This window comes from Saccharothrix sp. NRRL B-16348 (assembly GCF_001280085.1).
In the GTDB taxonomy this organism is placed as follows: Bacteria; Actinomycetota; Actinomycetes; order Mycobacteriales; family Pseudonocardiaceae; genus Actinosynnema.
Map to the genome: position 1 here is coordinate 146,712 of NZ_LGED01000046.1, position 24,292 is coordinate 171,003.

The 24,292-nt window shown below is 71.7% G+C and carries 29 protein-coding genes; 16 read left to right on the top strand and 13 right to left on the bottom strand.

Annotated elements, in window-relative coordinates; genetic code table 11:
* Position 1 precedes the first annotated feature (1 nt).
* Positions 2-688: a glycosyltransferase family 2 protein gene (locus ADK67_RS07915; RefSeq protein WP_082403296.1), complete on the bottom strand. Its 687-nt coding sequence runs from the start codon at positions 686-688 to the stop codon at positions 2-4.
* A gap of 167 nt (positions 689-855) precedes the next feature.
* On the opposite strand from ADK67_RS07915, the gene ADK67_RS07920 reads away from it, so the two are divergent.
* From ADK67_RS07920 to ADK67_RS07945, 6 genes are read left to right on the top strand one after another with little or no spacing between them, the layout of a single operon-like run.
* Positions 856-1,878: a Gfo/Idh/MocA family protein gene (locus ADK67_RS07920; RefSeq protein ID WP_053715726.1), complete on the top strand. Its 1,023-nt coding sequence runs from the start codon at positions 856-858 to the stop codon at positions 1,876-1,878.
* Positions 1,878-2,840: an SDR family NAD(P)-dependent oxidoreductase gene (locus ADK67_RS07925; protein WP_053715727.1), complete on the top strand. Its 963-nt coding sequence runs from the start codon at positions 1,878-1,880 to the stop codon at positions 2,838-2,840. The genes ADK67_RS07920 and ADK67_RS07925 overlap by 1 nt, the downstream gene beginning before the upstream one ends.
* Entirely contained in the window at positions 2,837-3,970 is a 1,134-nt protein-coding gene (locus tag ADK67_RS07930) for a DegT/DnrJ/EryC1/StrS family aminotransferase (RefSeq protein WP_053715763.1), read from the top strand. The genes ADK67_RS07925 and ADK67_RS07930 overlap by 4 nt, the downstream gene beginning before the upstream one ends.
* Complete coding sequence (locus ADK67_RS07935; protein ID WP_053715728.1) at positions 3,967-4,674, top strand: NeuD/PglB/VioB family sugar acetyltransferase; 708 nt, start codon at positions 3,967-3,969, stop codon at positions 4,672-4,674. The genes ADK67_RS07930 and ADK67_RS07935 overlap by 4 nt, the downstream gene beginning before the upstream one ends.
* A 5-nt stretch (positions 4,675-4,679) precedes the next feature.
* Positions 4,680-5,795, top strand: coding sequence for a DegT/DnrJ/EryC1/StrS family aminotransferase (locus ADK67_RS07940; protein WP_053715729.1), 1,116 nt, complete (start codon positions 4,680-4,682; stop codon positions 5,793-5,795).
* A 5-nt stretch (positions 5,796-5,800) separates the two neighbouring features.
* Positions 5,801-6,355 carry an acyltransferase gene (locus ADK67_RS07945; RefSeq protein WP_231648067.1) on the top strand — a complete coding sequence of 185 codons (555 nt, stop codon included), beginning with the start codon at positions 5,801-5,803 and terminating at the stop codon, positions 6,353-6,355.
* 61 nt (positions 6,356-6,416) lie between these two features.
* Here the strand turns inward: ADK67_RS07945 and ADK67_RS07950 are convergent, their stop codons facing one another.
* Together ADK67_RS07950 and ADK67_RS07955 are read right to left on the bottom strand one after the other, a co-directional pair.
* On the bottom strand, positions 6,417-7,352 hold the full coding sequence (locus ADK67_RS07950; RefSeq protein ID WP_053715730.1) for an NAD-dependent epimerase/dehydratase family protein: 936 nt from the start codon (positions 7,350-7,352) through the stop codon (positions 6,417-6,419).
* Between the two features lie 59 nt (positions 7,353-7,411).
* Positions 7,412-8,230 (bottom strand): HAD family hydrolase, encoded by an 819-nt coding sequence (locus ADK67_RS07955; RefSeq protein ID WP_053715731.1) that lies wholly within the window; start codon positions 8,228-8,230, stop codon positions 7,412-7,414.
* A gap of 33 nt (positions 8,231-8,263) precedes the next feature.
* Between ADK67_RS07955 and ADK67_RS07960 the strand changes: the two genes are divergently transcribed.
* Genes ADK67_RS07960 through ADK67_RS07970 form a run of 3 tightly spaced genes read left to right on the top strand, consistent with a single transcriptional unit; the run spans position 8,264 to position 10,892 of the window.
* Positions 8,264-9,157 carry an LLM class flavin-dependent oxidoreductase gene (locus ADK67_RS07960; RefSeq protein ID WP_053715732.1) on the top strand — a complete coding sequence of 298 codons (894 nt, stop codon included), beginning with the start codon at positions 8,264-8,266 and terminating at the stop codon, positions 9,155-9,157.
* Between the two features lie 11 nt (positions 9,158-9,168).
* Complete coding sequence (gene lhgO, locus ADK67_RS07965) at positions 9,169-10,356, top strand: L-2-hydroxyglutarate oxidase (RefSeq protein ID WP_053715733.1); 1,188 nt, start codon at positions 9,169-9,171, stop codon at positions 10,354-10,356.
* A 2-nt stretch (positions 10,357-10,358) separates the two neighbouring features.
* On the top strand, positions 10,359-10,892 hold the full coding sequence (locus ADK67_RS07970) for a hypothetical protein (protein ID WP_053715734.1): 534 nt from the start codon (positions 10,359-10,361) through the stop codon (positions 10,890-10,892).
* Here ADK67_RS07970 and ADK67_RS48765 read toward each other — a convergent pair.
* On the bottom strand, positions 10,852-11,064 hold the full coding sequence (locus ADK67_RS48765) for a DUF397 domain-containing protein (protein WP_082403297.1): 213 nt from the start codon (positions 11,062-11,064) through the stop codon (positions 10,852-10,854). The two genes, ADK67_RS07970 and ADK67_RS48765, sit on opposite strands and share 41 nt — an antisense overlap.
* Positions 11,061-11,906 (bottom strand): helix-turn-helix domain-containing protein, encoded by an 846-nt coding sequence (locus ADK67_RS07975; protein ID WP_053715735.1) that lies wholly within the window; start codon positions 11,904-11,906, stop codon positions 11,061-11,063. Before ADK67_RS07975 ends, ADK67_RS48765 begins: the two co-directional genes overlap by 4 nt.
* 96 nt (positions 11,907-12,002) lie before the next feature.
* Between ADK67_RS07975 and ADK67_RS07980 the strand changes: the two genes are divergently transcribed.
* Entirely contained in the window at positions 12,003-12,767 is a 765-nt protein-coding gene (locus ADK67_RS07980) for a hypothetical protein (protein WP_157620000.1), read from the top strand.
* A 14-nt stretch (positions 12,768-12,781) separates the two neighbouring features.
* Here the strand turns inward: ADK67_RS07980 and serS are convergent, their stop codons facing one another.
* Positions 12,782-14,032, bottom strand: coding sequence for a serine--tRNA ligase (gene serS / locus ADK67_RS07985; RefSeq protein WP_053715737.1), 1,251 nt, complete (start codon positions 14,030-14,032; stop codon positions 12,782-12,784).
* Positions 14,033-14,114: 82 nt separating this feature from the next.
* On the opposite strand from serS, the gene ADK67_RS07990 reads away from it, so the two are divergent.
* Entirely contained in the window at positions 14,115-14,789 is a 675-nt protein-coding gene (locus ADK67_RS07990) for a DUF6891 domain-containing protein (protein ID WP_053715738.1), read from the top strand.
* 58 nt (positions 14,790-14,847) lie between these two features.
* Here the strand turns inward: ADK67_RS07990 and ADK67_RS07995 are convergent, their stop codons facing one another.
* The 3 genes from ADK67_RS07995 to ADK67_RS08005 all read right to left on the bottom strand — a co-directional run bounded on the left by ADK67_RS07995 (position 14,848) and on the right by ADK67_RS08005 (position 17,230).
* Positions 14,848-15,300: a DUF350 domain-containing protein gene (locus ADK67_RS07995; RefSeq protein WP_053715739.1), complete on the bottom strand. Its 453-nt coding sequence runs from the start codon at positions 15,298-15,300 to the stop codon at positions 14,848-14,850.
* Between the two features lie 88 nt (positions 15,301-15,388).
* Positions 15,389-16,552, bottom strand: coding sequence for a glutathionylspermidine synthase family protein (locus ADK67_RS08000; RefSeq protein ID WP_053715740.1), 1,164 nt, complete (start codon positions 16,550-16,552; stop codon positions 15,389-15,391).
* A complete protein-coding gene (locus tag ADK67_RS08005) occupies positions 16,553-17,230 on the bottom strand; it encodes a hypothetical protein (RefSeq protein ID WP_082403298.1) in 678 nt (225 codons plus the stop codon). It lies immediately after the preceding gene.
* A gap of 120 nt (positions 17,231-17,350) precedes the next feature.
* On the opposite strand from ADK67_RS08005, the gene ADK67_RS08010 reads away from it, so the two are divergent.
* The gene (locus ADK67_RS08010) at positions 17,351-18,412 is read left to right on the top strand and encodes a septum formation family protein (RefSeq protein WP_231648068.1); all 1,062 of its coding nucleotides are present in this window, start codon (positions 17,351-17,353) and stop codon (positions 18,410-18,412) included.
* A gap of 4 nt (positions 18,413-18,416) precedes the next feature.
* On the top strand, positions 18,417-18,767 hold the full coding sequence (locus ADK67_RS08015) for a metallopeptidase family protein (RefSeq protein ID WP_053715742.1): 351 nt from the start codon (positions 18,417-18,419) through the stop codon (positions 18,765-18,767).
* A gap of 21 nt (positions 18,768-18,788) precedes the next feature.
* Here ADK67_RS08015 and ADK67_RS08020 read toward each other — a convergent pair whose 3' ends face one another.
* Positions 18,789-19,238: a MarR family winged helix-turn-helix transcriptional regulator gene (locus tag ADK67_RS08020; RefSeq protein ID WP_053715743.1), complete on the bottom strand. Its 450-nt coding sequence runs from the start codon at positions 19,236-19,238 to the stop codon at positions 18,789-18,791.
* Positions 19,239-19,293: 55 nt separating this feature from the next.
* On the opposite strand from ADK67_RS08020, the gene ADK67_RS08025 reads away from it, so the two are divergent.
* Positions 19,294-20,382 carry a bifunctional NAD(P)H-dependent oxidoreductase/GNAT family N-acetyltransferase gene (locus ADK67_RS08025; RefSeq protein WP_053715744.1) on the top strand — a complete coding sequence of 363 codons (1,089 nt, stop codon included), beginning with the start codon at positions 19,294-19,296 and terminating at the stop codon, positions 20,380-20,382.
* A 13-nt stretch (positions 20,383-20,395) separates the two neighbouring features.
* On the opposite strand, the gene ADK67_RS08030 is transcribed toward ADK67_RS08025, so the two are convergent.
* Together ADK67_RS08030 and pheA are read right to left on the bottom strand one after the other, a co-directional pair.
* Positions 20,396-21,022 carry a histidine phosphatase family protein gene (locus ADK67_RS08030; RefSeq protein WP_053715766.1) on the bottom strand — a complete coding sequence of 209 codons (627 nt, stop codon included), beginning with the start codon at positions 21,020-21,022 and terminating at the stop codon, positions 20,396-20,398.
* A complete protein-coding gene (pheA, locus tag ADK67_RS08035) occupies positions 21,019-21,912 on the bottom strand; it encodes a prephenate dehydratase (protein ID WP_157620001.1) in 894 nt (297 codons plus the stop codon). Before pheA ends, ADK67_RS08030 begins: the two co-directional genes overlap by 4 nt.
* 114 nt (positions 21,913-22,026) lie before the next feature.
* On the opposite strand from pheA, the gene ADK67_RS08040 reads away from it, so the two are divergent.
* Positions 22,027-22,629: a macro domain-containing protein gene (locus ADK67_RS08040; protein ID WP_053715745.1), complete on the top strand. Its 603-nt coding sequence runs from the start codon at positions 22,027-22,029 to the stop codon at positions 22,627-22,629.
* Positions 22,630-22,681: 52 nt separating this feature from the next.
* Here the strand turns inward: ADK67_RS08040 and ADK67_RS08045 are convergent, their stop codons facing one another.
* The gene (locus ADK67_RS08045; RefSeq protein ID WP_053715746.1) at positions 22,682-23,164 is read right to left on the bottom strand and encodes a GNAT family N-acetyltransferase; all 483 of its coding nucleotides are present in this window, start codon (positions 23,162-23,164) and stop codon (positions 22,682-22,684) included.
* A 60-nt stretch (positions 23,165-23,224) separates the two neighbouring features.
* Here ADK67_RS08045 and ADK67_RS08050 point away from each other — a divergent pair, with 60 nt between their 5' ends.
* Positions 23,225-23,854 (top strand): response regulator, encoded by a 630-nt coding sequence (locus ADK67_RS08050; RefSeq protein ID WP_197289332.1) that lies wholly within the window; start codon positions 23,225-23,227, stop codon positions 23,852-23,854.
* The last annotated feature ends 438 nt before the right edge of the window (positions 23,855-24,292 follow it).

The window sequence follows — 24,292 nt, forward strand, 5'->3', positions numbered from 1 at the left end:
ATCAGTGCGCCTTGCTCTTGAGCATCGTGTCGAACAGGATGTTCACGCCGTTGATGAGCGACTGGCCCTTGGCCATCGAGTACTCGGTGTAGAGAATCGTCACCGGCTCCTCGGCCACCCGCCACTTGTGGTGGTCGATCATCTCCACGATCTCCGACGCGTGGCCCATGCCGTTCAACGTGATGTTGATCTGCTCGGCGACCGCGCGGTTGAACACCCGCAGCCCGTTGTGGGCGTCGGTAAGCCCGAGCTTGCGCGTCCGGCGGCTCAGCATCACGACCGTCTTGAGCACCACCCGCTTGATCCACGGGATGTGCGCCGTGTCACCGTGGAACCGGGTGCCGACGATGATGTCGAGCGGCTCGGACCGCAGGCGCTCCAGCATCGACAGCACGTCCTCGACGCGGTGCTGGCCGTCGGCGTCGAACGTCACGAAGTACTCGGCGCCGGGCTGCTTGCGCGCGTACTCGATGCCGGTCTGGATCGCCGCGCCCTGACCCAGGTTCACCGGGTGTTGCACCAGGTGGGCGCCGCCGGCCTTGATTCCGGCCGCGGAGTCGTCGCGGCTGCCGTCGTCCACGCACACGATATTGGGGAACGTCTGCCGCGCGTGCCGCACGACGTCCTCGATGACCTGTCCCTCGTTGTAGACCGGGACGACGAGCCACACTTCCGACCAGTCGGTCACAAGAGGTCTCCAGATACCACTGCAAGATGGACGAAGGTGGCTCGAAGAGTACTGCAACCCCGGACATCTACACTGCCTCGGGTACGCCCAGCCGCCGCACGACAAGTGTTCGCAGTCGACGCCGCGCGCGGCCGTGCTGGCGCTTCCCAAACTCGGAGAGGATTTCGATGGTTGGTGTGGCCGTCATCGGTGCCGGTTACTGGGGGCCGAACCTGGTGCGCAACGTCCAGGCGACCCCGGAACTACGGCTGACCGCGTTGTGCGACCTCGACGTCGAGCGCGCGCGCAACGTCCTGGGCCGGTACAGCACCGTGAGGGCGACGTCATCCCTCGACGAGGTGCTGGCCGACCCCGAGGTCGAGGCGGTGGCGGTGGCCACCCCGGCGGCCACCCACCTGCGGGTCGCGCTCGCCGCGCTCGAGGCGGGCAAGCACGTGCTCGTCGAGAAGCCGCTGGCCTCGTCGTACGCGGACGGGTTGAAGCTGGTCACGGCCGCCGAGGAGCGCGGCCTGACGCTGATGCTCGACCACACGTTCTGCTACACGCCGGTGGTGCGCAGGCTGCGCGAGCTGGTGCGCGGCGGTGAGCTGGGCGACATCCAGTACATCGACTCGGTGCGCATCAACCTGGGCCTGGTCCAGCCGGACATCGACGTGCTGTGGGACCTCGCGCCCCACGACCTGTCGATCCTGGACTCGATCCTGCCCGAGGGCGTGCACCCGGTGGCGGTCGCGGCGCACGGGTCGGACCCGGCGGGCGTCGGCCGCGCCTGCGTGGCGTACATGTCGGTGCAGCTGTCCAACGGCTCCATCGCGCACGCGCACGTGAACTGGCTGTCCCCCACCAAGATCCGCACGATGATCGTCGGCGGCTCCGACAAGACGGCCGTGTGGAACGACCTCGACCCGACGCAGCCGCTCGCCGTCTACGACCGCGGCATCGAGCGGGACGACGAGAGCGTGCGCGTCTCCTACCGCATCGGCGACATGGTCGCGCCCGCCCTGCCGGGCGGCGAGGCGCTGCGCGGAGTAATGGCGGAGTTCGCCGCCGCGATCATCGAGAAGCGGGCGCCGCTGACCGACGGGCGCTCGGGCCTCCGGGTCCTGGCCCAGTTGGAGGCGGCGTCGGCCAGCCTTGCCGCCGGTGGCACGTTCGTGCCGCTGACGGACGTGAACGGAGGAGCTCTCTGATGGACCTGACCGACCAGCGCGCCGTGGTGACCGGCGGCGCCGGCACGATCGGCTCGCACGTCGTCGACCAGCTGCTGGCCGCGGGCGCGCGCGAGGTCGTCGTGATCGACGACCTGAGCCGCGGCCGGGTGGAGAACCTGGCCGACGCCCTGGCGCAGGCACCGGACAAGGTCAAGCTCGTCGAGGGCGACATCCGCGACATCCCCCTCGTCAAGCAGACGATCGCGGGCGCGGACGTCGTGTTCCACCTCGCCGCGCTGCGCATCACCCGCTGCGCCGCCGAGCCGCGCGTGGCGCTGGAAGTGCTGGTCGACGGCACCTTCAACATCATCGAGGCCTCGGTCGAGGCGGACGTGAAGAAGGTCATCGCCTCGTCCACGGCGTCGGTCTACGGGCTCGCCGAGGAGTTCCCGACCACGGAGCGTCACCACCCGTACAACAACGACACGTTCTACGGCGCCGCCAAGGCGTTCAACGAGGGCATGCTGCGCAGCTTCAAGGCGATGAGCGACCTCGACTACGTGGCGCTGCGCTACTTCAACGTGTACGGCCCGCGCATGGACGCGCACGGCAAGTACACGGAGGTGCTGATCCGCTGGATGGAGCGGATCGAGGCCGGTGAGCCGCCGCTGGTCCTCGGCGACGGCAAGGCGACGATGGACTTCGTGGACGTGCGCGACATCGCCCGCGCCAACATCCTGGCCGCGCAGGCGGACGTCACCGACACCGTCTACAACATCGCGACCTCGACCGAGACGTCGCTGCTGGAGCTGGCCGAGGCCCTCCAGCGGGTGATGGGGTCCACCCAGCCGCTGGAGTTCGGCCCGGCGCGTTCGGTGAACTCGGTCACGCGCCGCCTCGCCGACATCAGCGCCGCCGAGCGCGACCTCGGCTGGAAGCCGACCATCTCGCTGGACGAGGGTCTGGCGGACCTGGTCACGTGGTGGAGGGCGCAGCGATGATCCCGGTGATCCGGCCGTTCCTCGGCGAGGAGGAGGCCCTGGCCGCGGCCGAGGTCGTCCGCTCCGGCTGGGTGGCGCAGGGACCGCGGGTCGCCGCGTTCGAGCAGGCGTTCGCCGAGTCGGCGGGCGCCGCGCAGGGCATCGCGGTGTCGAACTGCACCACCGGCCTGCACTTGTCGCTGCACCTGCTCGGCGTCGGCCCCGGCGACGAGGTCGTGGTGCCGTCGTTCTCGTTCATCGCGACCGCGAACGCGGTGAAGTACGTGGGCGCGACCCCCGTGTTCGCCGACGTCGACGCGGAGACCGGCAACGTCACGGCGGAGACCGTGGACGCCGCGGTCACGCCGCGCACGGTGGCCGTGATCGCGGTGCACCAGGGTGGCGTGCCGTTCGACGTGGACTCGGTGCAGGCGCTGTGCGACAAGCGCGGCATCGCGCTGGTGCACGACTCGGCGTGCGCGGCGGGCTCCACCTACCGCGGCAAGCCGGTCAGCTCCGGCGCCGGGCTCGCCGCCTGGTCGTTCCACCCGCGCAAGCTGCTCACCACCGGTGAGGGCGGCATGGTCACCACCGAGAACGCCGAGTGGGCGACCCGGCTGCGCAAGCTGCGCGAGCACGGCATGAGCATGTCCGCCGCGGACCGCCACGCGGCCGGCGGCGTGAAGCTGGAGCAGTACGAAGAGGTCGGCTTCAACTTCCGGATGACCGACATGCAGGCCGCGGTGGGCCTGATCCAGCTGCGCAAGCTGCCCGACGTGATCGCCAAGCGGCGCGAGCTGGCCGGGCGCTACCACAAGCTGCTCGGCGAGCTGGACGGCCTGCGCTGCGTCGGCGACCCGGAGTACGGCACGACCAACTACCAGTCGTTCTGGGTGGTGCTGCCGGACGCGTTCGAGGGCACCTCGGTGGACGTGCTGGCGGGCCTCGCCGAGCGCGGCGTGTCCGCCAGGCGGGGCATCATGGCCTCCCACCTGGAGCCGGCCTACGCCGACCAGCGGGACGTCGAGCTGCCCGTCACCGAGCACCTGACCAGGCGTTCGGTGATCCTGCCGCTGTTCCACCAGATGACCGAGGCCGAGCAGGACACCGTCGTCGGCGCGCTCGACGCGGTGCTCCGAGGGTCGAAGTGACCGCTGCCCCGCTGCTGCTCGTCGGCGCGGGCGGGCTGGCCCGGGAGGCGTTGGCCGCGATCGCCGCGGTCAACGCCGTCGCACCGCGCTGGTCCGTGCTCGGCCTGCTGGACGACAACGAGGCGCGGCACGGCGAGGTGATCGACGGCGTGCCCGTGCTCGGGCCGTCGGCGGCCGTCGCCGACCACCCCGACGCGCAGGTCCTGATCTGCACGGCCAGCACCCGCAACCAGGCCAGTCGCCGGCAGATCGCCGCGCGGCTCGGCCTGCCCGCGGAGCGCTACGCCACCGTGGTGCACCCGTGGGCGAGCGTCGCGCCGGGCGTCGAGATCGGCGCCGGCTCGGTGCTGCTCGCGTTCGTCGCGGTGACCGCGCCGCAGGTGATCGGGTCGCACGTGGTGGTCATGCCGCACGTCACCATCACGCACGACGACGCGATCGCCGACCACGTCACGTTCGCCGCCCGGGTCGCCCTGGCCGGTGGCGTGACCGTCGGTGAGGCGGCCTACCTGGGCAGCGGCGCGCTGGTCCGGGAAGGGCTCTCCATCGGCGCCGGCGCCCTCGTCGGCATGGGGGCGGTGGTGCTCTCCGACGTGCCGCCCTTCGAGGTGTGGGCGGGCACACCCGCCCGGCGCCTGCGCGCGCTCGACCAGACCACGCCCGGTCAGACCAGCGCTGCTGGTGAAGCGATCTCACGAGGATGAGCAGAATGACGATCCCGGCCCCGATTCCCCCCGTCGACCTGAAGTTCCAGCACGCCGAGGTGGCCGACGAGGTCGCCGAGGGCTGGGCCGCGGTGCTGGCCAAGACGGCGTTCGTCGGCGGCCCCGCCGTCGGCGAGTTCGAGCGCGCGTACGCCGAGTACAGCCAGGTCGCGCACTGCGTCGGCGTGGCGAACGGCACGGACGCGCTGGAACTGGCGCTGCGCGCGGTCGGCGTGGGCGTCGGCGACGAGTGCGTCGTGCCGGCCAACTCGTTCATCGCGACCGCCGAGGCGGTGGCCCGCACGGGCGCGACGCCGGTGTTCGTGGACTGCGACCCGGACACCTACCTGATCGACACCAAGGCGGCGCTGGCGGCGTTCACCGACCGCACCAAGGCGGTGCTGCCGGTCCACCTCTACGGCCAGTTGGCGCCGGTCGAGGAGCTGAAGGCGGCGTGCGACGAGCAGGGCGTGTTCCTCGTCGAGGACGCCGCCCAGTCGCAGGGCGCGCGCCGCCACGGCGCGGTGTCCGGCTCGCTCGGCCACCTGGCGGGCACCAGCTTCTACCCCGGCAAGAACCTCGGCGCCTACGGCGACGCGGGCGCGGTGACCACGCAGGACGAGGAGCTGGCGAACCGGGTGCGGCTGCTGAGCCAGCACGGCTCGCCGCAGAAGTACGTGCACAGCACGCTGGGCTTCAACAGCAGGCTGGACACGATCCAGGCCGTGGTGCTGCAGGCCAAGCTGCGCCGGCTGGAGGCGTGGAACGCGCTGCGGGTCGCCGCCGCCGAGTACTACGGCGAGCTGCTGTCGGGCGTCGCGGGCGTGGTGCCGCCGAAGACGCTGGACGGCAACGACCACGTGTGGCACCTGTACGTGGTGCGGGTCGCCGAGCGCGACCGGGTGCTCAAGCACCTCCAGGACAACGGGGTGGGCGCGGCGATCCACTACCCGACGCCGATCCACCTGACCGCGCCGTTCGCCTCGGACGCGCACGGCGAGGGCTCGTTCCCCAACGCGGAGCGGGTCGCGGGCGAGATCCTGAGCCTGCCGATGTTCCCCGGCATCACCCGTGACCAGCAGGAGCGGGTGGTCGAGGTCCTGGCCGAGGCCGTCCGTTGAGCGGCGTGTTCGTCCACCCGATGGGCCTGTGCGAGAGCGACACGGTCGGCGCGGGCACCCGCGTGTGGGCGTTCGCGCACGTGCTCAAGGGCGCGAAGGTCGGCAAGGACTGCAACATCTGCGACGGCGCGTTCGTCGAGAACGAAGCGGTGCTCGGCGACAACGTCACGGTCAAGAACAACGTGCTCGTCTACAACGGCGTGACGTGTGAGGACAACGTCTTCCTCGGCCCGAACGCGGTGTTCACCAACGACATGCGCCCGCGCGCCCACCAGAAGCTCGGCGGCGACCAGTTGCTGCCGACCCTGGTGCGCGAGGGCGCCACCCTGGGCGCGGGCGTGGTCGTGGTGTGCGGCACGACGATCGGGCGCAACGCGTTCGTCGGCGCGGGCGCGGTGGTCGCCCGGGACGTGCCGGCGCACGCGTTCGTGGTGGGCAACCCGGCCGAGCAGAAGGGCTGGGTGTGCCGCTGCGCGACCCGGCTCGACGACGACCTGCGCTGCCCCTCCTGCGGGACGGAGCACGAGCGGGCCGACGACGGGCTCGTGGCGAAGAAGTAGTCGGTAACGGCGGCCGGCCGGTGACGAGAGGGTTCTCGTCACCGGCCGGCCGCTTTTTCCGTCAGACCTCGCGGAAGTAGTCCACGGTCAGCCGCACGCCGGTGGCGATGTCCACCTCGGGCTTCCAGCCCAGCTCGGCCTGCGCGAGCGACGGGTCGATCGCCGACGCGCGCAGGTCACCCAGCCGGGCCGGGGCGAACTCCGGCTCGTCGGCCACGCCCGCCGCCTGCGCGACGAGGGTGTGCAGCTCGCGGTCGGACACCTGGTGCGCGGTGCCGATGTTGTAGCGCCGCCCGCCGCCCGCCTCGCCGGAGGCCGCGATGAACGCCGACACGACGTCCTCCACGAACACGTAGTCGCGGGTGTTGCCGCCGTCGCCGAACACCTTCGTCGGACGGCCCGCGAGCAGCGCGGACGCGAAGATGGCCACCACGCCCGCCTCGCCGTGCGGGTCCTGCCGCGGCCCGTACACGTTGGCCAGCGCCAGGTGCGTGCACTCCATGCCGTACAGCTGCCGGTAGGTGTTCAGGTACACCTCGCCGGACACCTTGGACGCCGCGTACGGCGACTTGGGGTTGATCGGGGTCGTCTCGGCGACCGGCAGCACCTCGGGCGTGCCGTAGATCGAGCCGCCGGACGAGGCGAACAGCACCTTCCGCACGCCCGCGCGACGGGCGGCCTCGGCCAGGTTCACCGTGCCCAGCACGTTCTTGGTGGCGTCGAGCAGCGGGTCGGCCACGGACACGCGCACGTCGATCTGCGCGGCCAGGTGGAACACGACCTCGGGGCCGAACGAGCCCACCACGTCGGCCAGCTCCGGCGAGGTGATGTCGACCCGCGAGAACGAGTAGCGGTCGGCGTGGGCGGGGTCGGCGGGCGCCGTCCGCTTGCCCCGACTGAGGTCGTCGACGACGTGCACCTCGTGCCCGTCCCGGAGGAGCCTGTCGACCAGGGTTGAACCGATGAAGCCGGCACCGCCGGTCACGAGTGCGCGCACGGGTGTCTCTCCAGGGTGGGTCGGGGAGTGGATCGAGTGGGACGGGTTGTCACGGCAGCCTAGAACCACCGCTCCAGCACCAGCGCGACCCCGTCCTCGGAGTTGGCCGCGGTGACCTCGTCGGCGGCGGCCAGGGCGTCCTCGTGCGCGTTGGCCATGGCCACGCCGTGGCCCGCCCACGTGAGCATCGGCACGTCGTTGGGCATGTCCCCGAACGCCAGCACGCCGCTCGCGGGCACGCCGAGGCGTTCGGCGACGGCGGCCAGGCCGGACGCCTTCGTCACACCGGGCGCGGCGAACTCCAGCAGGCCCTCGTTGGTCGACCAGGTCATCGCCACGGAGTCGCCTACCAGCGGCCCGGCGGCCCGCGCCATCTCGTCCGAGCTCATGGTCGGGTGCCTGACCAGCAGTTTCACCGCCGGCTTGCCGAGCAGCTGCGCCCGCTGGTGCCCGGGCAGCGGCTGCGCGCCCTCGTCCCACGGGTGCAGGTAGTGCTCGTCGGCGATGAACTCGGGCTCGGTGGAGCCGCGGGCGGACTCGCCGACCCGTTCCGAGGCCAGGGCGCAGCCGGGCAGCGCCTCGTCCAGCACGGCGGCCAGGGTGGTCAGCTGCTCGGGGGTGAGCAGCTCGGCGGTGACGACGCGGTCCGCGCCGATGTCGTAGAGCACCGCGCCGTTGGAGCACACGGCGTAGCCGGACAGGCCCGCCGTGGCGGCCACGTCGGGCACCCAGCGGGGCGGGCGGCCGGTGGCCAGCACGAACGGGACGTCGGCCGACAGCACCCGGCCGACCATGCCCGCCGTGCGCGGGCTGACCCGGCCGAGGGGCGTGAGCAGGGTGCCGTCGACGTCGGATGCCACAAGGGAAGGTCTCTGCACCTCCCCATCGTGCCTCTCGGCTACCGTCGCCGGGTGCGCACAGGGATTGTGATCCTGCCCGAACACCGCTGGTGGATGGCCGAACACAAGTGGAAGGCCGCCGAGGAGTACGGCTTCCACCACGCCTGGACCTACGACCACATGGGCTGGCGCTCACTGGTCGACGGGCCGTGGTTCGGCGCCGTCCCGACGCTGGCCGCGGCCGCCGCGGCGACGGCGACGATCCGGCTCGGCACGCTGGTCGCGTCACCCAACTTCCGCCACCCGGTGCCGTTCGCCCGGGAGCTGCTCGCCCTCGACGACCTCTCCGACGGCCGCTTCACGCTCGGCGTCGGCGCGGGCGGTGTGGGATACGACACGGAGGTGATGGGCGCCACCGCGTTCGACACCAAGCAGGGCACGCGCAGCAGGCAGGGCCGGTTCGAGGAGTTCGTGGCCGCGCTGGACATGCTGCTGGCGCAGGAGCGGACCACGTTCAGCGGCGAGTACTACGAGATCCGCGACGCCCGGAGCGCGCCGGGCTGCGTGCAGCGGCCCAGGCTGCCGTTCGTGGTCGCGGCCAACGGCCCCAAGGCGATGGCGGTCGCGGCGAAGTACGGCACGGGCTGGGTCACCACCGGGCCGGAGACCGACGACGAGGCGGCCTGGTGGGACGGCGTGGCCGCGATGGCGGCGCGGTTCCGGGAGGTGCTGGCCGGGATCGGGCGGGCCAAGGAGTCGATCGACTTCCACCTCAACGCCGACTCGTGCCCGGTGTACTCGCTGACCAGCGTGGAGCACTTCCGCGAGGTGGCCGGGCGGGCGCGGGCGCTGGGGTTCACCGACCTGGTCGTGCACTGGCCGCGGGCCGACGGCGTGTACGCGGGCAGCGAGGCCGTGCTGGAGCGGGTCGCGGCCGACGTGCTGCCCGAATTGGTCGGCGGCTAGCCTTCCCGGCTGTGCGACGAGTCGTGGTGATCGGTGGCGGGATCGTGGGGCTGGCGACCGCGCGGGAGTTGACCCGGCGCGGTCACGACGTGGTGGTGCTGGAGAAGGAGCCGCACTGGGCGGCGCACCAGACCGGGCACAACAGCAACGTGGTGCACGCGGGCCTCTACTACAAGCCGGGGTCGCTGAAGGCGCGGATGTCGGTGGCGGGCAACGCCTCGATCGTCGCCTACGCGCGGGAGCACGGCGTGCCGGTGGACGTGTGCGGCAAGCTCGTCGTCGCCACCTCGCCGGACGAGCTGCCGCGCCTGGAGGCGCTGGCGGAGCGGGCCGAGGCGAACGGGGTGCCCGCCCGGCGGGTCGGCGTGGACGAGGCGCGGGAGTACGAGCCCGAGGTGGCGGCGGTGGCCGCGTTGCGGGTGGAGAGCACGGGGATCATCGACTTCCCGGCCGTGTGCGCGGCGCTCGTGCGCGAGCTGAACGGCCACGACCTGCGGCTGCACACGCCCGCGTTGGCGATCCGGCGGGCGTTGAGCGGCGGTGGGGTCGAGGTGGCCACGCCCAGGGGTGTCGTGCGGGCGGACGCGCTGGTGAACTGCGCGGGCCTGCACAGCGACCGGGTGGCGCGGCTGGCGGGCGTGACGCCGTCGGCGGCGATCGTGCCGTTCCGGGGTGAGTACTACGAGCTGCGGCACGACCGCAGGCACCTGGTGCGCGGCCTGATCTACCCCGTGCCGGACCCGGCCCTGCCGTTCCTGGGCGTGCACCTGACCCGGATGCTGGACGGCAGCGTGCACGCGGGCCCGAACGCGGTGCTGGCGCTGCGCCGCGAGGGCTACCGCTGGCGCGACATCTCCCCCTCCGACCTGCTCGACGTCGCCCGGTTCCCCGGCACGTGGCGGCTGGCGCGCACCTTCGCCCGCACCGGTGTCGAAGAGGTCCTGCGGTCGTTGTCGCGCAAGCGCTTCGCCCGCAGCCTGGCCCGCTTGGTGCCCGCGATCACCGAGGACGACCTGGTGCGCTCGTCGGCGGGTGTTCGGGCGCAGGCGATGCGCGCGGACGGTTCCCTGGTGGACGACTTCCTGATCGACACCGCGCCGCGGCAGGTGCACGTCCTGAACGCGCCCTCGCCCGCCGCGACGTCGGCGTTGGAGATCGGCAAGCACGTCGCCGGCCAGGTGGAACTCAGCTGGACCTGAGCGTGGACCCGAGTGAGCGCCCCGGTGACGGCGACAGCGCGCCGCCGCGCGGCGAGGTCGTCACGCTCCGCTTCGACGGCCGCGAGGTCGCCGTGTGGTGGGGACCTGACGGCGACGTCGACCGGCTCGCCGCCCGAGGCCGCCGGATCCTCACCTGGCCCACGGCCGACGCCTGCGAGGAGCACGCCCGGCGGGCGGGGTGGACCGGCTTGGCAGGCGTGGACGACGGGACCATCAGCCGCTCCACCCTGGACGTCGAACCGGCCCAGGCGTGGCTGCGGGGGCGAGCCGCACTCGACCACGGCTCGGCGCTGAACCTGTGGAACTTCCACTGGGACGTGCAGGCGACCGCTACCGGCGGATGGCCCGCTCAGAAACGGGTGGAACTCCGCTGCCACGGCAAGCTCACCGCCGCCAACGTGCCGTGGCTGGCCGGTGAGACCGTCTACCGGCCCCGTTGGACGGCCATCGAGCTGCGTTGCCTGCGCAGGGTGCTCAACGAGTCGGTGCACGCCCTGCGGACGATGCTGTCCTGAGGAACGACGCGAACGCACCCCGGCTGAACTCCAACACATCGCCGCCGGGGTTCTTGGTGTCCAAGACCCCGACGCCGGTCACCTCCACCGACACCCCGACACACGCGTTGGCGGTGTTGCTGGCGCTCGAAGTGACGAACACCCGTCCGTCACGAACCACTCGCTTCTTCATGATCCCCTCATCGCTCGGATGAACTCCACCGTGTCACCGGCCGAGAGCGCACGGGCGGCGGCGTCGTCCCACACCGCACGCAGTTTCGCGACGCCATCCTCATCTTCCACCGAATCGCCCCCGATGAGGTTCTCCAAGTAGACCGACCCGAGGTCGTCGGCGAACTCCAGGATGATCATGTTCGCGGAGAGCGCGCCGTACGCGCCGACACGGTTCGGGATCACCTGGATCGTCACGTTCGGCAGTTCGGCCGCGTGGAGCAGGTGGTCCCACTGGGCTCGCATCACCTCTGGGCCTCCGATCTCCCGGCGCAGCGCGGCTTCGTCGATCAGCGCGTGCAGGACGAGAGGCCGCGGTTCCCGGCGCAACAACCCCTGGCGGTCACGCCGTTCCGGCGCGGCCCGCTCCTCCCACTTCTCGCCGGCCAACAGGTGTTGGTTCCCGACCGCCAGGGCTGCCGCGTAGTCGGGTGTCTGGAGCATTCCGGGGATCAGCACCACGTCCACGGACCGCTCGACCACGGCCTCGGACTCGTCGCGGCGGAAGCGCAGGTAGCTCTTGGGGAGCGAGGCCGCGTGCTCGATGGGCACCGCCTCGTCGTCGGCGATCTCCCAGAGCGCCATGGCCCGTTCGCGTTCCTCGTCGCTGACCTTCATCACCGAGAGGATCGCGAAGAACAGGGCCCACCTCGGCCTGGCCTCGCCCGCGATCATCCGGCTCCACGTCGAGCGGGACGTCCGGACCTCCTTGATGATCGCGTCGGCCTTGAGGCCCGACTTCTCGCGGTACTGCTCCATGAGCGCGCCGAGCTTGCGCTTGCCGCGCGTGGTCCCTACTGCCATTGGCTCACCTTAGCGACTCTCCGTAGTCACCCGTCACCACGACACCACTCGTTCGGGAACAGGGGTTTTGGGTGTTGCAAACCCTACAGTGTCACCATGGAAAAAGTGCTGAAGGGCGCGCGGAGCTGCATGACGCGGGGCCGGGCGGACAACGCGGCGACGCTGCTGCTCCACCTGTGGTCGGAGACGCCGGACGCGGCCGGTCTGCGTGAGACGAGCCTGGAGCTGGCCGACCGGTTCCCGCTGGACGAATCGGCCGCCGAGGTGCTGCGGCGCGCCGCCGTGACCAGTGCCGAGCGGGGCAGGCTGCCGGTGGCGGAGGAGTTGGCGCGGCGGGCGTTGGGCGTCTGGCGGGCGCGGTGCCAGGCCGACCCGACGCCCGAGTCGCTCGCCGGGCACGTGAGCGCGCTCGACCTGCTGGCGAGCGTGCACCGGGCGCGTGGCGAGGTCGCCGCCGTCGCCGCGTGCCTGGCCGAGGTGGTGGAGTGGCAGTACGACCACGGCGACCGGGCGGGCGTGGCGTGGGCGCTGCGGGAGCTGGGCGTGCTGGCCATCGAGGCGGGCGACCTCGCCCTGGCGGGCACGCGGCTGACCCGTGCCGTGGCGCTGTACCGCGAACGGGCCGACGAACCGTCGATGCGGATGGCGTGCGGCGAGTGCTGGGTGCTGCTCGCGTGCGTCCGCTGGGCCGAGGAGCGCCCGACGGAGGCGCGGGCGCTGCTGGAGGCGGCGTTGGGCGAGTTCGGGGACGACGACGCGGCCCTGGACGTGCTGCGCCTGCTGGAAGCACTCGACTCCGGCAGCGAACTGCCGGAGTCGGTGCCCGTGGGTGGTGAGTTCGGGCAGCTCAGCTGGGCTTGATCAGCCGCACTCAATCAACTGGGCTTGAGCACGTCCAGGCCGAGGAACGGGCGCAGCGCCTGCGGGACGACGACCGAGCCGTCGGCCTGCTGGTGGTTCTCCAGGATCGCCACGATCCAGCGGGTGGTGGCCAGCGTGCCGTTGAGCGTGGCGGCGATCTGCGGCTTGCCGTTCTCGTCGCGGTAGCGCACGTTGAGCCGCCGCGCCTGGAACGTGGTGCAGTTCGACGTCGAGGTCAGCTCCCGGTACGCCTGCTGGGTCGGGATCCACGCCTCGCAGTCGAACTTGCGCGCGGCCGACGTGCCGAGGTCGCCGGCGGCCGTGTCGATGACCCGGTACGGGACCTCGATCTTGGCCAGCATCTCCTCTTCCCACGCCAGCAGCTTGGCGTGCTCGGCCTCGGCGTCCTCCGGCTTGACGTAGGAGAACATCTCGACCTTGTTGAACTGGTGCACGCGGATGATGCCGCGGGTGTCCTTGCCGTACGAGCCCGCCTCGCGCCGGTAGCACGACGACCAGCCCGCGTACCGCTTCGGGCCGTCCAGGATCTCGTCGGCGTGGTAGCCCGCGAGCGGCACCTCCGACGTGCCGACGAGGTACAGGTCGTCGGCTTCGAGGCGGTAGATCTCGCTCGCGTGCGCGCCGAGGAACCCGGTGCCGGCCATGATCTCCGGGCGCACCAGGGTCGGCGTGATCATCAGCTTGAACCCGGCCGCGGTGGCCTGGGCGACGGCCATGTTCAGCAGCGCCAGCTCCAGCTGCGCGCCCACGCCGGTGAGGAAGTAGAAGCGCGAGCCGGACACCTTCGCGCCGCGTTCCATGTCGATCGCGCCGAGCCGCACGCCCAGGTCGAGGTGGTCGAGCGGCTCGAAGTCGAACTCGCGCTTCTCGCCGACGTGCTTGAGCACGACGTAGTCGTCCTCGCCGCCGGCGGGCGCGTCGGGGTGGATCACGTTCGGCACGGCGCGGTGCAGCTCGGTCAGCTCGGCCTCGGTGGCGGACTGCTCCGCCTCGGCCGCCTTGACCTCGGCGGCCAGCTCCTTGCCCTTGGCCAGCAGCGCGTCGCGCTCCTCGCCCTTGGCGCGGCCGACCTGCTTGCCGAACGACTTCTGCTCGCCGCGCAGCGCGTCGGCGCGGGCGATGGCGGCCCGGCGGCGCTCGTCGGCGGACAGCAGCGCGTCGACCACGGTCTCGTCCTCGCCACGCGCGCGTTGCGACGCGCGGACTGCTTCCGGGTTCTCGCGCAGTGCCTTGAGGTCAATCACAGGGGAAGGGTAGTACCCGGGTGGAAACCCTTTCGAACGCCTTCGCACCCGAAGTGTCGGACCCCTCGGGCAGGATGCCCGTGTGGTTGAACGAGCGGACGACGACGCCGGCCTGCCGACCGAGGCGTGGGAGATGGTCGAGGACTACGCGCGCACGCTGGTGCACGCGGGCATGACCTCGTTGGATGACACGGTGCGGGACGTGGTCGACTTCGTCTCCGACGAGCACCCGATCACGCCGGCGGGCGCGCGGCCGGTGGTGGAGCGGGTGTGGCGGGAGCGGGCCGCCGAGCAGGAGGGCTGGCCGGCGAGCACGGACGTGGACCGCCTGTTCGAGGTGTTCGCGGCGCTCGACCGCGACGGGATCGTGGCCCGCGCCGACTTCACGTGCTGCCAGACGTGCGGGCACGCGGAGATCGGCGACGAAGCGGGCGACGACGCGCGGGGCTACGTGTTCTTCCACCGGCAGGACACCGAGAGCGCCGTCGTGGGCGACGGGGTGTGGCTCGCCTACGGCTCGTTCGGCGAGCTCGCCGACGTCGAGCCGGCCGACCACGAGACTTCCGACCACGAGCCCGACGATGTCGAACCCGACGACCTCGAACCCGCCGGCCGTGCGGCGGCGGACGAGGCCGTGGCGCGCGAGGTGGTCGCGGCGCTCACCGCGGTCGGGCTGCCCGTCGAGTGGAACGGCTCGGCGCACACCCGGATCAAGGTCGGGCCGATGGCCTGGCAGAAGCGGCTGCCGGTGGCCTGAGCACGGCGAAGGGGGCGCGCCCGACCGGCGGACGCGCCCCCTTCGTGAGTGCTGGGTGCTACGAGATGGCGACGGCGACCACAAGGCCGAGGGCGACGTGCGCGGACGCGACCACGACGCTGGCCGGGGCGAAGCGGTCGGACTCGATCAGCGAGCCGATGTCGAGCCGGGTCACCCACTCCAGCAGCCGGACCGCGAGCACCTGGACGATGATGCCGACGAAGCCGAAGATCAGGGCCGACAGCAGGCCCTCGTCCAGCTTGCCCGCCGCGCTGTAGATCGCGACGACCACGATCAGCGCCATGCTCACGAGGCCCGCGGAGGTCACGATGACCGCGTTCGGGGCGCCGCCGCGCACCAGCGCGCTCAGCTTGCCGGGCGTGGTCCAGTCGATGGCGTAGAAGCCGACGACCATCAGCACCAGGCCGACGATCGCGTAGAGCGCGATCGCACCGACGCCGGTGCCGATGCTGGACCCGAAGCCGGGGTCCAACGCGAGTTGGGAGATCACTGACCCTCCATGGTGTGCAGGTTGATCGGTTGTGCCGCCGGTGAAGGAGCCGGTGACGAGTGTGGTGCGCTCGGGGTTGGGGAGCGTTTCATTCGACGATCCTGTGCGGCACGAACGCCGCGCCGTCGTCCGTGACCAGGCCGACGGTCTCGCGGATGCCGAGGCCCGCCGACGCGTCGCCGACGACCCACGCGCCGAGCGCCGGCCGGTAGCCGTCGAACTCGGGCAGCGGGTCGAACAGCTGGTAGACGAAGCCCTCCTTGCCGTAGACCCCGCCGGTCTGGGTCTCGTAGCCGGGGGCGACGATCTGGATGTTCTGCCCCTCGCGGCCCAGCAGCGGCTTGCGCACGTACTCGGTGAGCAGGCCTGGTTCGCCCAGGAACGCGGGCAGCAGGTTCGGGTGGCCGGGGTACATCTCCCACAGCACGGCCAGCAGCGCCTTGTTGGACAGCAGCATCTTCCACAGCGGCTCGACCCACAGGGTGCCGGGCAGGCTCTCCACCGCGTAGCGGCCGAACTGCTCGTCGACCACCCACTCCCACGGGTAGAGCTTCACGACCGTGCCCATCGGCGCGTCCTCGAGGTCGACGAACCGCTTCAGCAGCGAGTCCCAGCCGATCTCCTCGATCGCCAGCCCGACGGTGTCCATGCCCGCCTCGGCCGCGGTCTCCTGCAGGTAGGCCACGGTGACGTGGTCCTCACCCGACGGGTCGGCGCCCGACCAGGTGAAGTGCAGCTCGTTGGACGGCAGCCGACCGCCGATCTCGGCCCAGCGCTCGACCAGCTTCTCGTGGATCGAGTTCCACTGGTCGTCCTCGGGGTGGACGTCGGTCTTCCAGTTCCACTGGACGACCGACGCCTCCAGCAGCGACGTGGGCGTGTCGGCGTTGTACTCCAGCAGCTTCGCCGGCCCGCTGCCGTCGTAGCGCAGGTCGAACCGCCCGTACACGTGGGGGTCGCGGCGCTTCCACGACTCGGCGATCGCGGGCCACAGCCACTCGTTGATGCCGAAGTCGCGGAAGCGCTCGGTGAGCACCACGTTGTCGACGGCCTCCAGGCACATGTTGTGCAGCAGCTCGACGTCGGCTTCGAGCGACAGCACGTCGCTCATGTCGAACACGTAGTGCGCCGACTCGTCCCAGTACGGGCGCGGGCTGCCGTCCGCGGCCCTCGCCGGCGCGCCGAACACCAGTCCCTGCTCGGAGACCGTGCGCTGCCAGTTCGGCCGGGGCGTGGAGGACTCCCGACGCACTCAGCTGCCCCCGCTCTTGCTGCCGCCGGACACGCCGAACCCGCCGCGCTGCACGACCGTGCCCGACTTGGTGGAGATGTTCGCGCCCTTGGGCATGGTGTAGCTGCCGCCGCTGATCTTCTGGCCGACCGGCGTGCTCGGCGCGCCGTAGTTGTAGCGGTAGGAGCTGCCGCCGATGTAGATGAACCCGCTGCTCACGTAACCGCCGTGGCTGCGCGCGTAGCTCTCGTCGCAGTACTGGTCCTCGACCACGACGTCGTCCTTGACGCACTGGGCGACCACGTCGTCGGGGCTGGACGCGGCGTACCAGATGGCCACCACGCCGGCCACGCCGACGGCCACGCCACCACCGACGAGGAGCCGCTTGCGGAGCTTCTTGCGGCGCGCCTCCTCGGCTTCGATCGCGAGCTGCTGCTCCCGCTGCTGCTCGATCGCCGAGGCGCGGGCGCGCTGCTCGGCCAGTGTCGGCGGCCGGGGCTTGGTCTGGCCCGCCTCCTGGCTGCGGATCTGGCCGCGGCCACCCTGCGGCGGCCCCTGCGGCGTCTGGGGCACGTAGGGCGGCGGCGACGCGCCACCGCTCTGCGGCCCCGGCGCCGCCGGTCCGCTCGGTTGGTTCGGTCCGCTCGGCCCACCCTGGCCGGGCGTCGCGGCGCTACCGGTGTTGTCGTTCTCAGTCATCAGCCACTCCCGGCGGGGACGGTACAGAGATCGGCCGCCGAATGGGTGACGAGTGTCCCAAAAGCAACACTCTCCACCCGCCCGAACGGTTGCTCGGCCTACACAGGCATCATGGAGTAGATGTCCGCCACCACGCGCTGGTTTCGTCGAGGTGACCACTTGGTCATGCTCGGCGCGTCGGCTGGCGCGTTCGTGCTGCTGGCCCTGAGCACGCTGACCGGGTGGCCCGTGGGCGCCGGCGGGGCGGGCAGCCCGGCCACGACCACGGTGAACCCCGTCATGGCAGCTCAGGCGGGCGACTGCCTCAACTGGACCAAGCAGGACCTGACGGACGTCGAGAAGGTCGACTGCGCGGCCCAGCACCTGTTCGAGGTTACCGGTGTGGCGGACATCTCCGCCGCTCACGGGCCGCAGGCGCCGTTCCCGGACGACGCGCAGTGGCAGCAGATCAGCCAGGAGCAGTGCGCCAAGACGTCGCTGGACTACCTCGGCGGCAAGTTCGACCCGTTCGGCAAGTACACGGTCGGCCCCCTCAACCCGGGCGAGCGGCTGTGGCGCGAGGGTCAGCGGACGCTACGCTGCGGCCTCCAGGTGGCCGGTCCGGCGGGCGGGCTGCTCCCGTCCTACGGCACGGCGCGCACCCAGGACCAGTCCGACGTCTACGACCCGGGCGTGTGCCTCGGCATCACCGCCACCGGGTCCGTGGCCGACCCGGTGGACTGCCTGAAGCCGCACACGTTCGAGATCACCGGCGTGGTGACCTTGCCGCCCGGCGAGTTCCCGCCGTCCGACCAGCAGGACGACGTCCTGTTCGCCGAGTGCGGCAAGCTCACCGCCGAGTACACCGGCGGCGCCGACCTCAAGGCCCGCGGCCTGATCGTCACCTGGGACACGCGGCTGCCGGAGAGCTGGGCCGCCGGCTCCCGGCAGGCGAACTGCAAGGTCGGCGCGCAACCCGTGGACAACGTCCTGATCGCGTGGGAGGGCAGCGTCCGCAACCCGAACGCGCCGCCGCTGACCACGTCCAACCCGCCGCAGACGACCGCCGTGCAGCAGGACGAGCCGACGGGCGCGCCGCTGCACTCCAGTTCAAGCTCCGCCGCGCCGCCTTCGTCGGGCTCGAAGACGCCGAAGTCGGACGAGACGACCACGACAGCGACGACCACGACGACGTCGAGGTGACGACATGCCGGTGGAGATGACCCGTCAACGGTTCGAGGACCTGGTCAGCGAGGCCCTCGACCTCATCCCGCCGGACTTCGCGGCGGCGATGAACAACGTCGTGGTGCTGGTGGAGGACCGCAACCCGGACGTGCCGAGCCTGCTCGGCCTCTACCACGGCATCGCGCTGACCAGCCGGACCACCGACTACGGCGGCGTCCTGCCGGACCGGATCTACATCTACCGCGAGGCGATCCTCGACATCTGCCGCGACGAGGACGACGTGGTGGAACAGGTCGTCGTCACGGTGGTCCACGAGATCGCCCACCACTTCGGCATCGACGACGCCAAGCTGCACGAGCTGGGCTGGGGCTAGGGCCGCCCGGCTCCCGGCCGATCAGTCGGGCAGGTCGGCGATGCGGTTGGCGATGATCTCCAGCGCCTTCAGCTCGTCGGCGGACAGGTGGTCGAGGAACCGGTTCCGCACCGACCGCACGTGCCCCGGCGCGGCCTGTTCCAGCACGGCGAAGCCGTCGTCGGTGAGGTGGTAGATGCTGCCGCGGCCGTCGTTGACGTCCCCGGTGCGTTCGAGCAGGCCGCGGGCTTCCATCCGGGCCGCGTGGTGCGAGAGCCGGCTGCGCGACCACTGCATCTTGGCGGCGAGGTCCCGCAGCCCCCAGCGCCGGTCCGGTTTCTCGGACAGCGTGCTCAGCACCTCGTAGTCGGTCGAGGAGAGGCCGAGCGCGGCGAGGTCGCGGGCGGTGCGCGCGGGCAGGACGGTGAGCAGGCGCCGGAACGCGCGCCACGCCCGGTCTTCGTCCGGCGTCAACCACGGCACCTCGGGCATTCGCCCATCCTGCCACCTTTGACATGTCAATGAAATCCCGGCTAGCCTCGTTGACATGTCAAAGAACTCTGCGGTCCGCGTCCTGGTGATCATCGCCAGCACCCGTCCGGGTCGGCTGGGCCGCACCGTCGGCGAGTGGTTCACCCGGATCAACCACCACGTCGCCGTCGACTGCGCCGCCGAGATCGCCATCGCCGACCTCGGGCAGATCGGGCTGCCCCTCCTGGACGAGCCCGAACACCCCTCCTCCGGCAACTACCACCACGAGCACACGCGGGCGTGGAGCCGCCTCGTCGCCGACGCCGACGCGTTCGTGATCGTCACCCCCGAGTACAACCACGGGATGCCGGCCGCCCTGAAGAACGCCATGGACTACCTGCACGAGGAGTGGGCGTACAAGCCGGTGTCGTTCGTCGGGTACGGCAACACCTCGGCGGGCACCCGCGGCGTCCACATGGCCAAGCAAGTCGCCACCACCCTGCGCATGATGCCCACCGGGGCCACCGTCGCCCTGCGCATCGGCGACCACGTCAGCGACGGGCTACTGCTCGACGACCCCTCCCGGGACGCAGCCGCGCACAACACCCTCCGCGAGCTCGTCCGCCTGGCCCGAGTCCTTCGCCCGCTGTACCGACCGGACGGCGAAGCGGACGCCGAGGCCGGCCCGCAGCCGCCTTTGCCGGGTGTGACCCTGCGGCCCGGGGATGCCGCCGACGCGGCGGAACTCGTCGTCCTGCAGCGCTGCTGCTGGGTCCCCGAGGCCATCGCCAACGAGGACTGGGACCTCCCGGCGCTGCACGAGACGGGCGACGACGTCCGGGCCTGGGCGGAGAGCTGGAAGGTGTGGTGCGCGCACCTCGACGGCCGACTCGTGGGCGCCGTCCGCGCACGCCTCGACGGCGACGCGTGGGACATCGGGCGCCTGATGGTCGCGCCCGACCTCGCTGGCCGGGGGCTCGGCACCTGGCTGCTCCGCTTCGCCGAGGAGCAGGCGCCGGCCGAGGTGCGCTCGTTCCGGCTCCACACCGGCGCGCGCAGCCACCGCAACCTCGCCCTCTACGAGCGCTCGGGCTACCGGCGCGGCGCCGCCCACGACGGCGTCGTCACGTTGACCAAGCCGGTCCTGGCCACCGCGGCGCGCTGATCAGTCCCCCTGATCAGTCACCTTGATCAGTCCCGACCACGTCCACGCCGGTCCACGACGTGCAGTGCCAACCGTTGTCGGCGCGTTCCAGCACGACCCGGCCGGTGTTGGGCAGCAGGCCCGCCTCGGCCAGCGCGGGACCCACGTTCCGGGCCAGCGCGAGCGCGCCCATCCGCAGCGACCCGCCGTGGCTGACCAGCACCACCGTGTCGCCGTCGCGGTGCTTGGCGGCGATCCCGTCCACCGCGGCCAGGTAGCGGTCGAGCACCTGGCGACCGCTCTCGCCGCCGGGCAGCGGCACGTCGAGGTCGCCCTCGGCCCACTGCTTCACCGTGGCGATGAAGACCTCGAACGCCTCGCGGTCGTGCCGCCCTTCGAGGTCGCCGCAGAAGATCTCCTGCACGCCGTCCACGACCTCGACCTCCAGGCCGTGCGCCGCCGCCACGGGCGCCGCGGTCTCCTGCGCGCGCACCGCCCGGCTGGCGTACACGGCCGCCACGGGCTCGCCGGCCAACTGCTCGGCCAGCGCCGCGGCCTGCGCCCGGCCTGCGTCGGTCAGCGGCGGGCCGGGTGGCAGCGAGTCCAGCGCCATCTTCACGTTCGACGCCGTCTCGCCGTGTCTGACCAGGATCAACCTCACGCGCCGCGCCCCCTCCGGATCGCGTCGACCCACTCGGCCGCCGCCACGAACTCCTCGTTGCCCGCCACCGCGCCGCCCGGCTCGGCCTTCGCGTACGACCCGAGGAACCGGGTCTCCGGGCAGTGCCGGTGCAGCGCGGCCAGCGCGTCGCCCACCCTGGGCTCGGCCACGTGGCCGTCGAGGTCGATGTAGAACCGGTACTCGCCGAGCCTGCCCTTCGTCGGGCGCGACTCGATGCGGGTCAGGTTGATGCCGCGCAGCGCCAGCTCGGTCAGCAGCTCCGACAGCACGCCGATCCGGTCCGGCGCCGTGCAGACGACGGACGTGCGGTCGTGGCCGGTCGGCTCGGGCAGCTCGCCGGGCGGGCGGACCAGCAGGAACCGGGTCTTCGCGTCCCGCACGTCGGCCACGTCGGTGGCCAGCACCTCCAGCGGGTAGTGCCGCACGGCCACCGGGGCGCTCACCGCGGCGTCGAACTCGTGGTTGAGCACCGCGCGCGCCGCGGCGGCGGTGGACGTCGTGGCGACCGCGTTCGCCTCCGGCAGGTGCTCGGCGAGCCAGTGCCGCACCTGGGCCAGCGCGTGCGGGTGGCTGGCGACCGTGCGCACCGGCTCGCCGCCGGGCCGCACCAGCACGCTGAACCGCACCGGCAGCACCGCCTCGGCGACCGCGACCAGCGGCTCGCCCTCGGTCAGCGCGTCCATCGTCGCCGGCACCGCGCCCTCGACCGAGTTCTCCACCGGCACGCACGCCGACCGGGTTTCCCCGCGGCGGGTCGCGGCCAGGGCGGCGTGCACCGTGTCGAACGGCACCAGCTCCTGCTGCGGAGAGGCGAAGCCGCGTGCGGCCTGCTCGGTGAACGTTCCCTGCGGTCCGAAGTAGGCGAGCACGGCCGCAACGATACGAGGACCACGTCCAGTGACCGCCGTTGAGGCGAGGATCACCCGCCAGGTGGGTGCCCGCCCCCGTTCCGCACCAACGGGTTCTCCTGGAATGCTGGTCACGTGTCCGCCGCCGATACGGAGGGTGAGATCAACGCTCCGGTAGCAGTTCCCCGTCTGGTGTTGTGCGCCGTCGACGAACCGCTGGCCCGTGCCTGGCTCGCGGTGGCCGACGGCCGGAGCGGCGTCGAGGTGCACCGGGGCTCGGTGCTCGACATCGTCGCCGAGGCCGTGGTGAGCCCCGCCAACTCCTCCGGCTGGATGCGCGGGGGCATCGACGCGGTGTACGCGCGTGCGTTCCCGCTGGTGGAGGGCAACGTCCGCAGTGCCGTGCTCGGCCTGCACGGCGGCGAGCTGCCCGTGGGCGAGGCGTTGGTCGTGCCGACCGGCGAGTCCGAGCCCGAGTGGCTGATCAGCGCGCCGACCATGCGGCAGCCCGGCGAGCTGCTGCCCGAGGACACCGTGCACCCGTACCTGGCCGCGCGTGCCGTGCTGCGGCTGTGGCTGGGCGGCCGGTTGGACGACGGCCGCCCGTTGCGCCGGGTCGTGCGCACGATCGCCATGCCCGGCCTCGGCACGGGTGTCGGCGGCGTCGCGCCCGCCACCTGCGCCCGGCAGGTCGCGGCGGCGTGGGACGAGGTGTTCAGCCCGCTGCCCAGCAGATGACGCGGCAGGCTGTGCACAACCTGTGGACAGCCCGGCTGGGGCCTGTGGACAACTAGCGCGGCGCGACCCAACGTTCCAGGTCGAGCTCGTCGGTGATGGGGATGCCGTAATCGCCGACGCTGGGGATCTCCGGCTTGAGGCGACGGGCTTCGCGCACCGCGTCGGGCCGCAGCGCGGTGAGCCGGAAGCCGCGGCGTTGGTAGAAGCGCAGGGCGTCGAGGTTGTCGTTGGTCGTGGTGAGCCGCACCCGGGAGCAGCCGAGCTGCCGGGCCCGCTGCACGGCGGCGTCGACCAGCGAGCTGCCGACACCCCTGCCTCTTCGCAGCGCGTCGACGGTGACGATCTCCAAGTGGCCGTCGGCGGCGGCGTAGGTGAGCAACCCGACGACGGTGTCCTGCTGTTCGACCAGGAACCCGGGCAGGCTCGCCGGGAAGAACACCTGGCCGTGGGCGACCGCGGTGTGCGCGCCCCACAGCTCCAGCACCAGCCTGCCGACGACGATCCGGTCGGCTTCCTCGATCGCGCGTACGAGCATCCCTGCACTGTCTTGGCGGGCGGGCGCGGTGGGTACCGGCATTCGACCTATGGTTGGTTCGTGCCGGTGCGAGTGTTGCTCGTAGACGACCACGAGGTGGTGCGCAGGGGGCTGCGCGAGTTGCTGGAGGACGAGGACGACATCTCGGTGGTCGCCGAGGCGGGCGGGGTGGACGAGGCCCTGGTCCGGGCTTCGGCGACCCGGCCCGACGTCGCCGTCGTGGACGTCCGGCTGCCCGACGGCGGCGGGGTCGAGCTGTGCCGTCGGCTGCGCGCGCTCGTGGACGGGCCGCGGTGCCTGGTGCTGACCGCGTTCGACGACGAGGAGGCGCTGGTCGGCGCGATCATGGCGGGCGCGTCCGGCTACCTGCTCAAGCAGGTGCGCGGGCAGGACCTGGTGACGGCGGTGCGCGAGGTCGCGGCCGGCCGCTCGCTGCTGGACCCGCAGACGACCTCCCGCGTCCTGGACCGGATGCGCCGCCCGGTGGAGGTGGACGTGCTGGACGCGTTGACCGACCAGGAACGGCGGGTGCTCGACCTGATCGGGGAGGGCCTGACCAACCGCCAGATCGCCGAACGGCTGTTCCTGGCGGAGAAGACGGTGAAGAACTACGTCACCGCGGTGCTGTCGAAGCTGGGCATGGAACGCCGCACCCAAGCCGCCGCCTGGGTAGCCCGCCGCTCACGCTAGCGGCCGTGACCGGACCTCATTGCCCGGTGATCGCACCTAGTCCTCAACGCCACTGGCGACGCGCCCGATCTCCCCTGCCCAAATGATCAACACCGATCCTAAACTAACTCACACCTGGAGGACATCAAGTCAATCGCCACCCTCCATTAGGTTCCGGTAACGGCGGCCTCAATTGGGGGCAGGTTGAACCGATCATACGTCGAGAAATTTGAACAGGGCCGATACGGACCTTACAGTGAGAGAACCGCCATTTGGTCCAGGAAATGGGGGGAACTTTTCTGCACGGGTTCGGCGACGGTGCATCCGCAGTCCTTGACCCCACGCCTGTCGAACCGACCGACCTAGTGCGTTGACCACATACGTTCGCCGGGTTGGGGACACGCCGGACAAGATCCCCGACGGCGGCTCGTGGTGATCTCATGCTCGGTGGTGACGTAG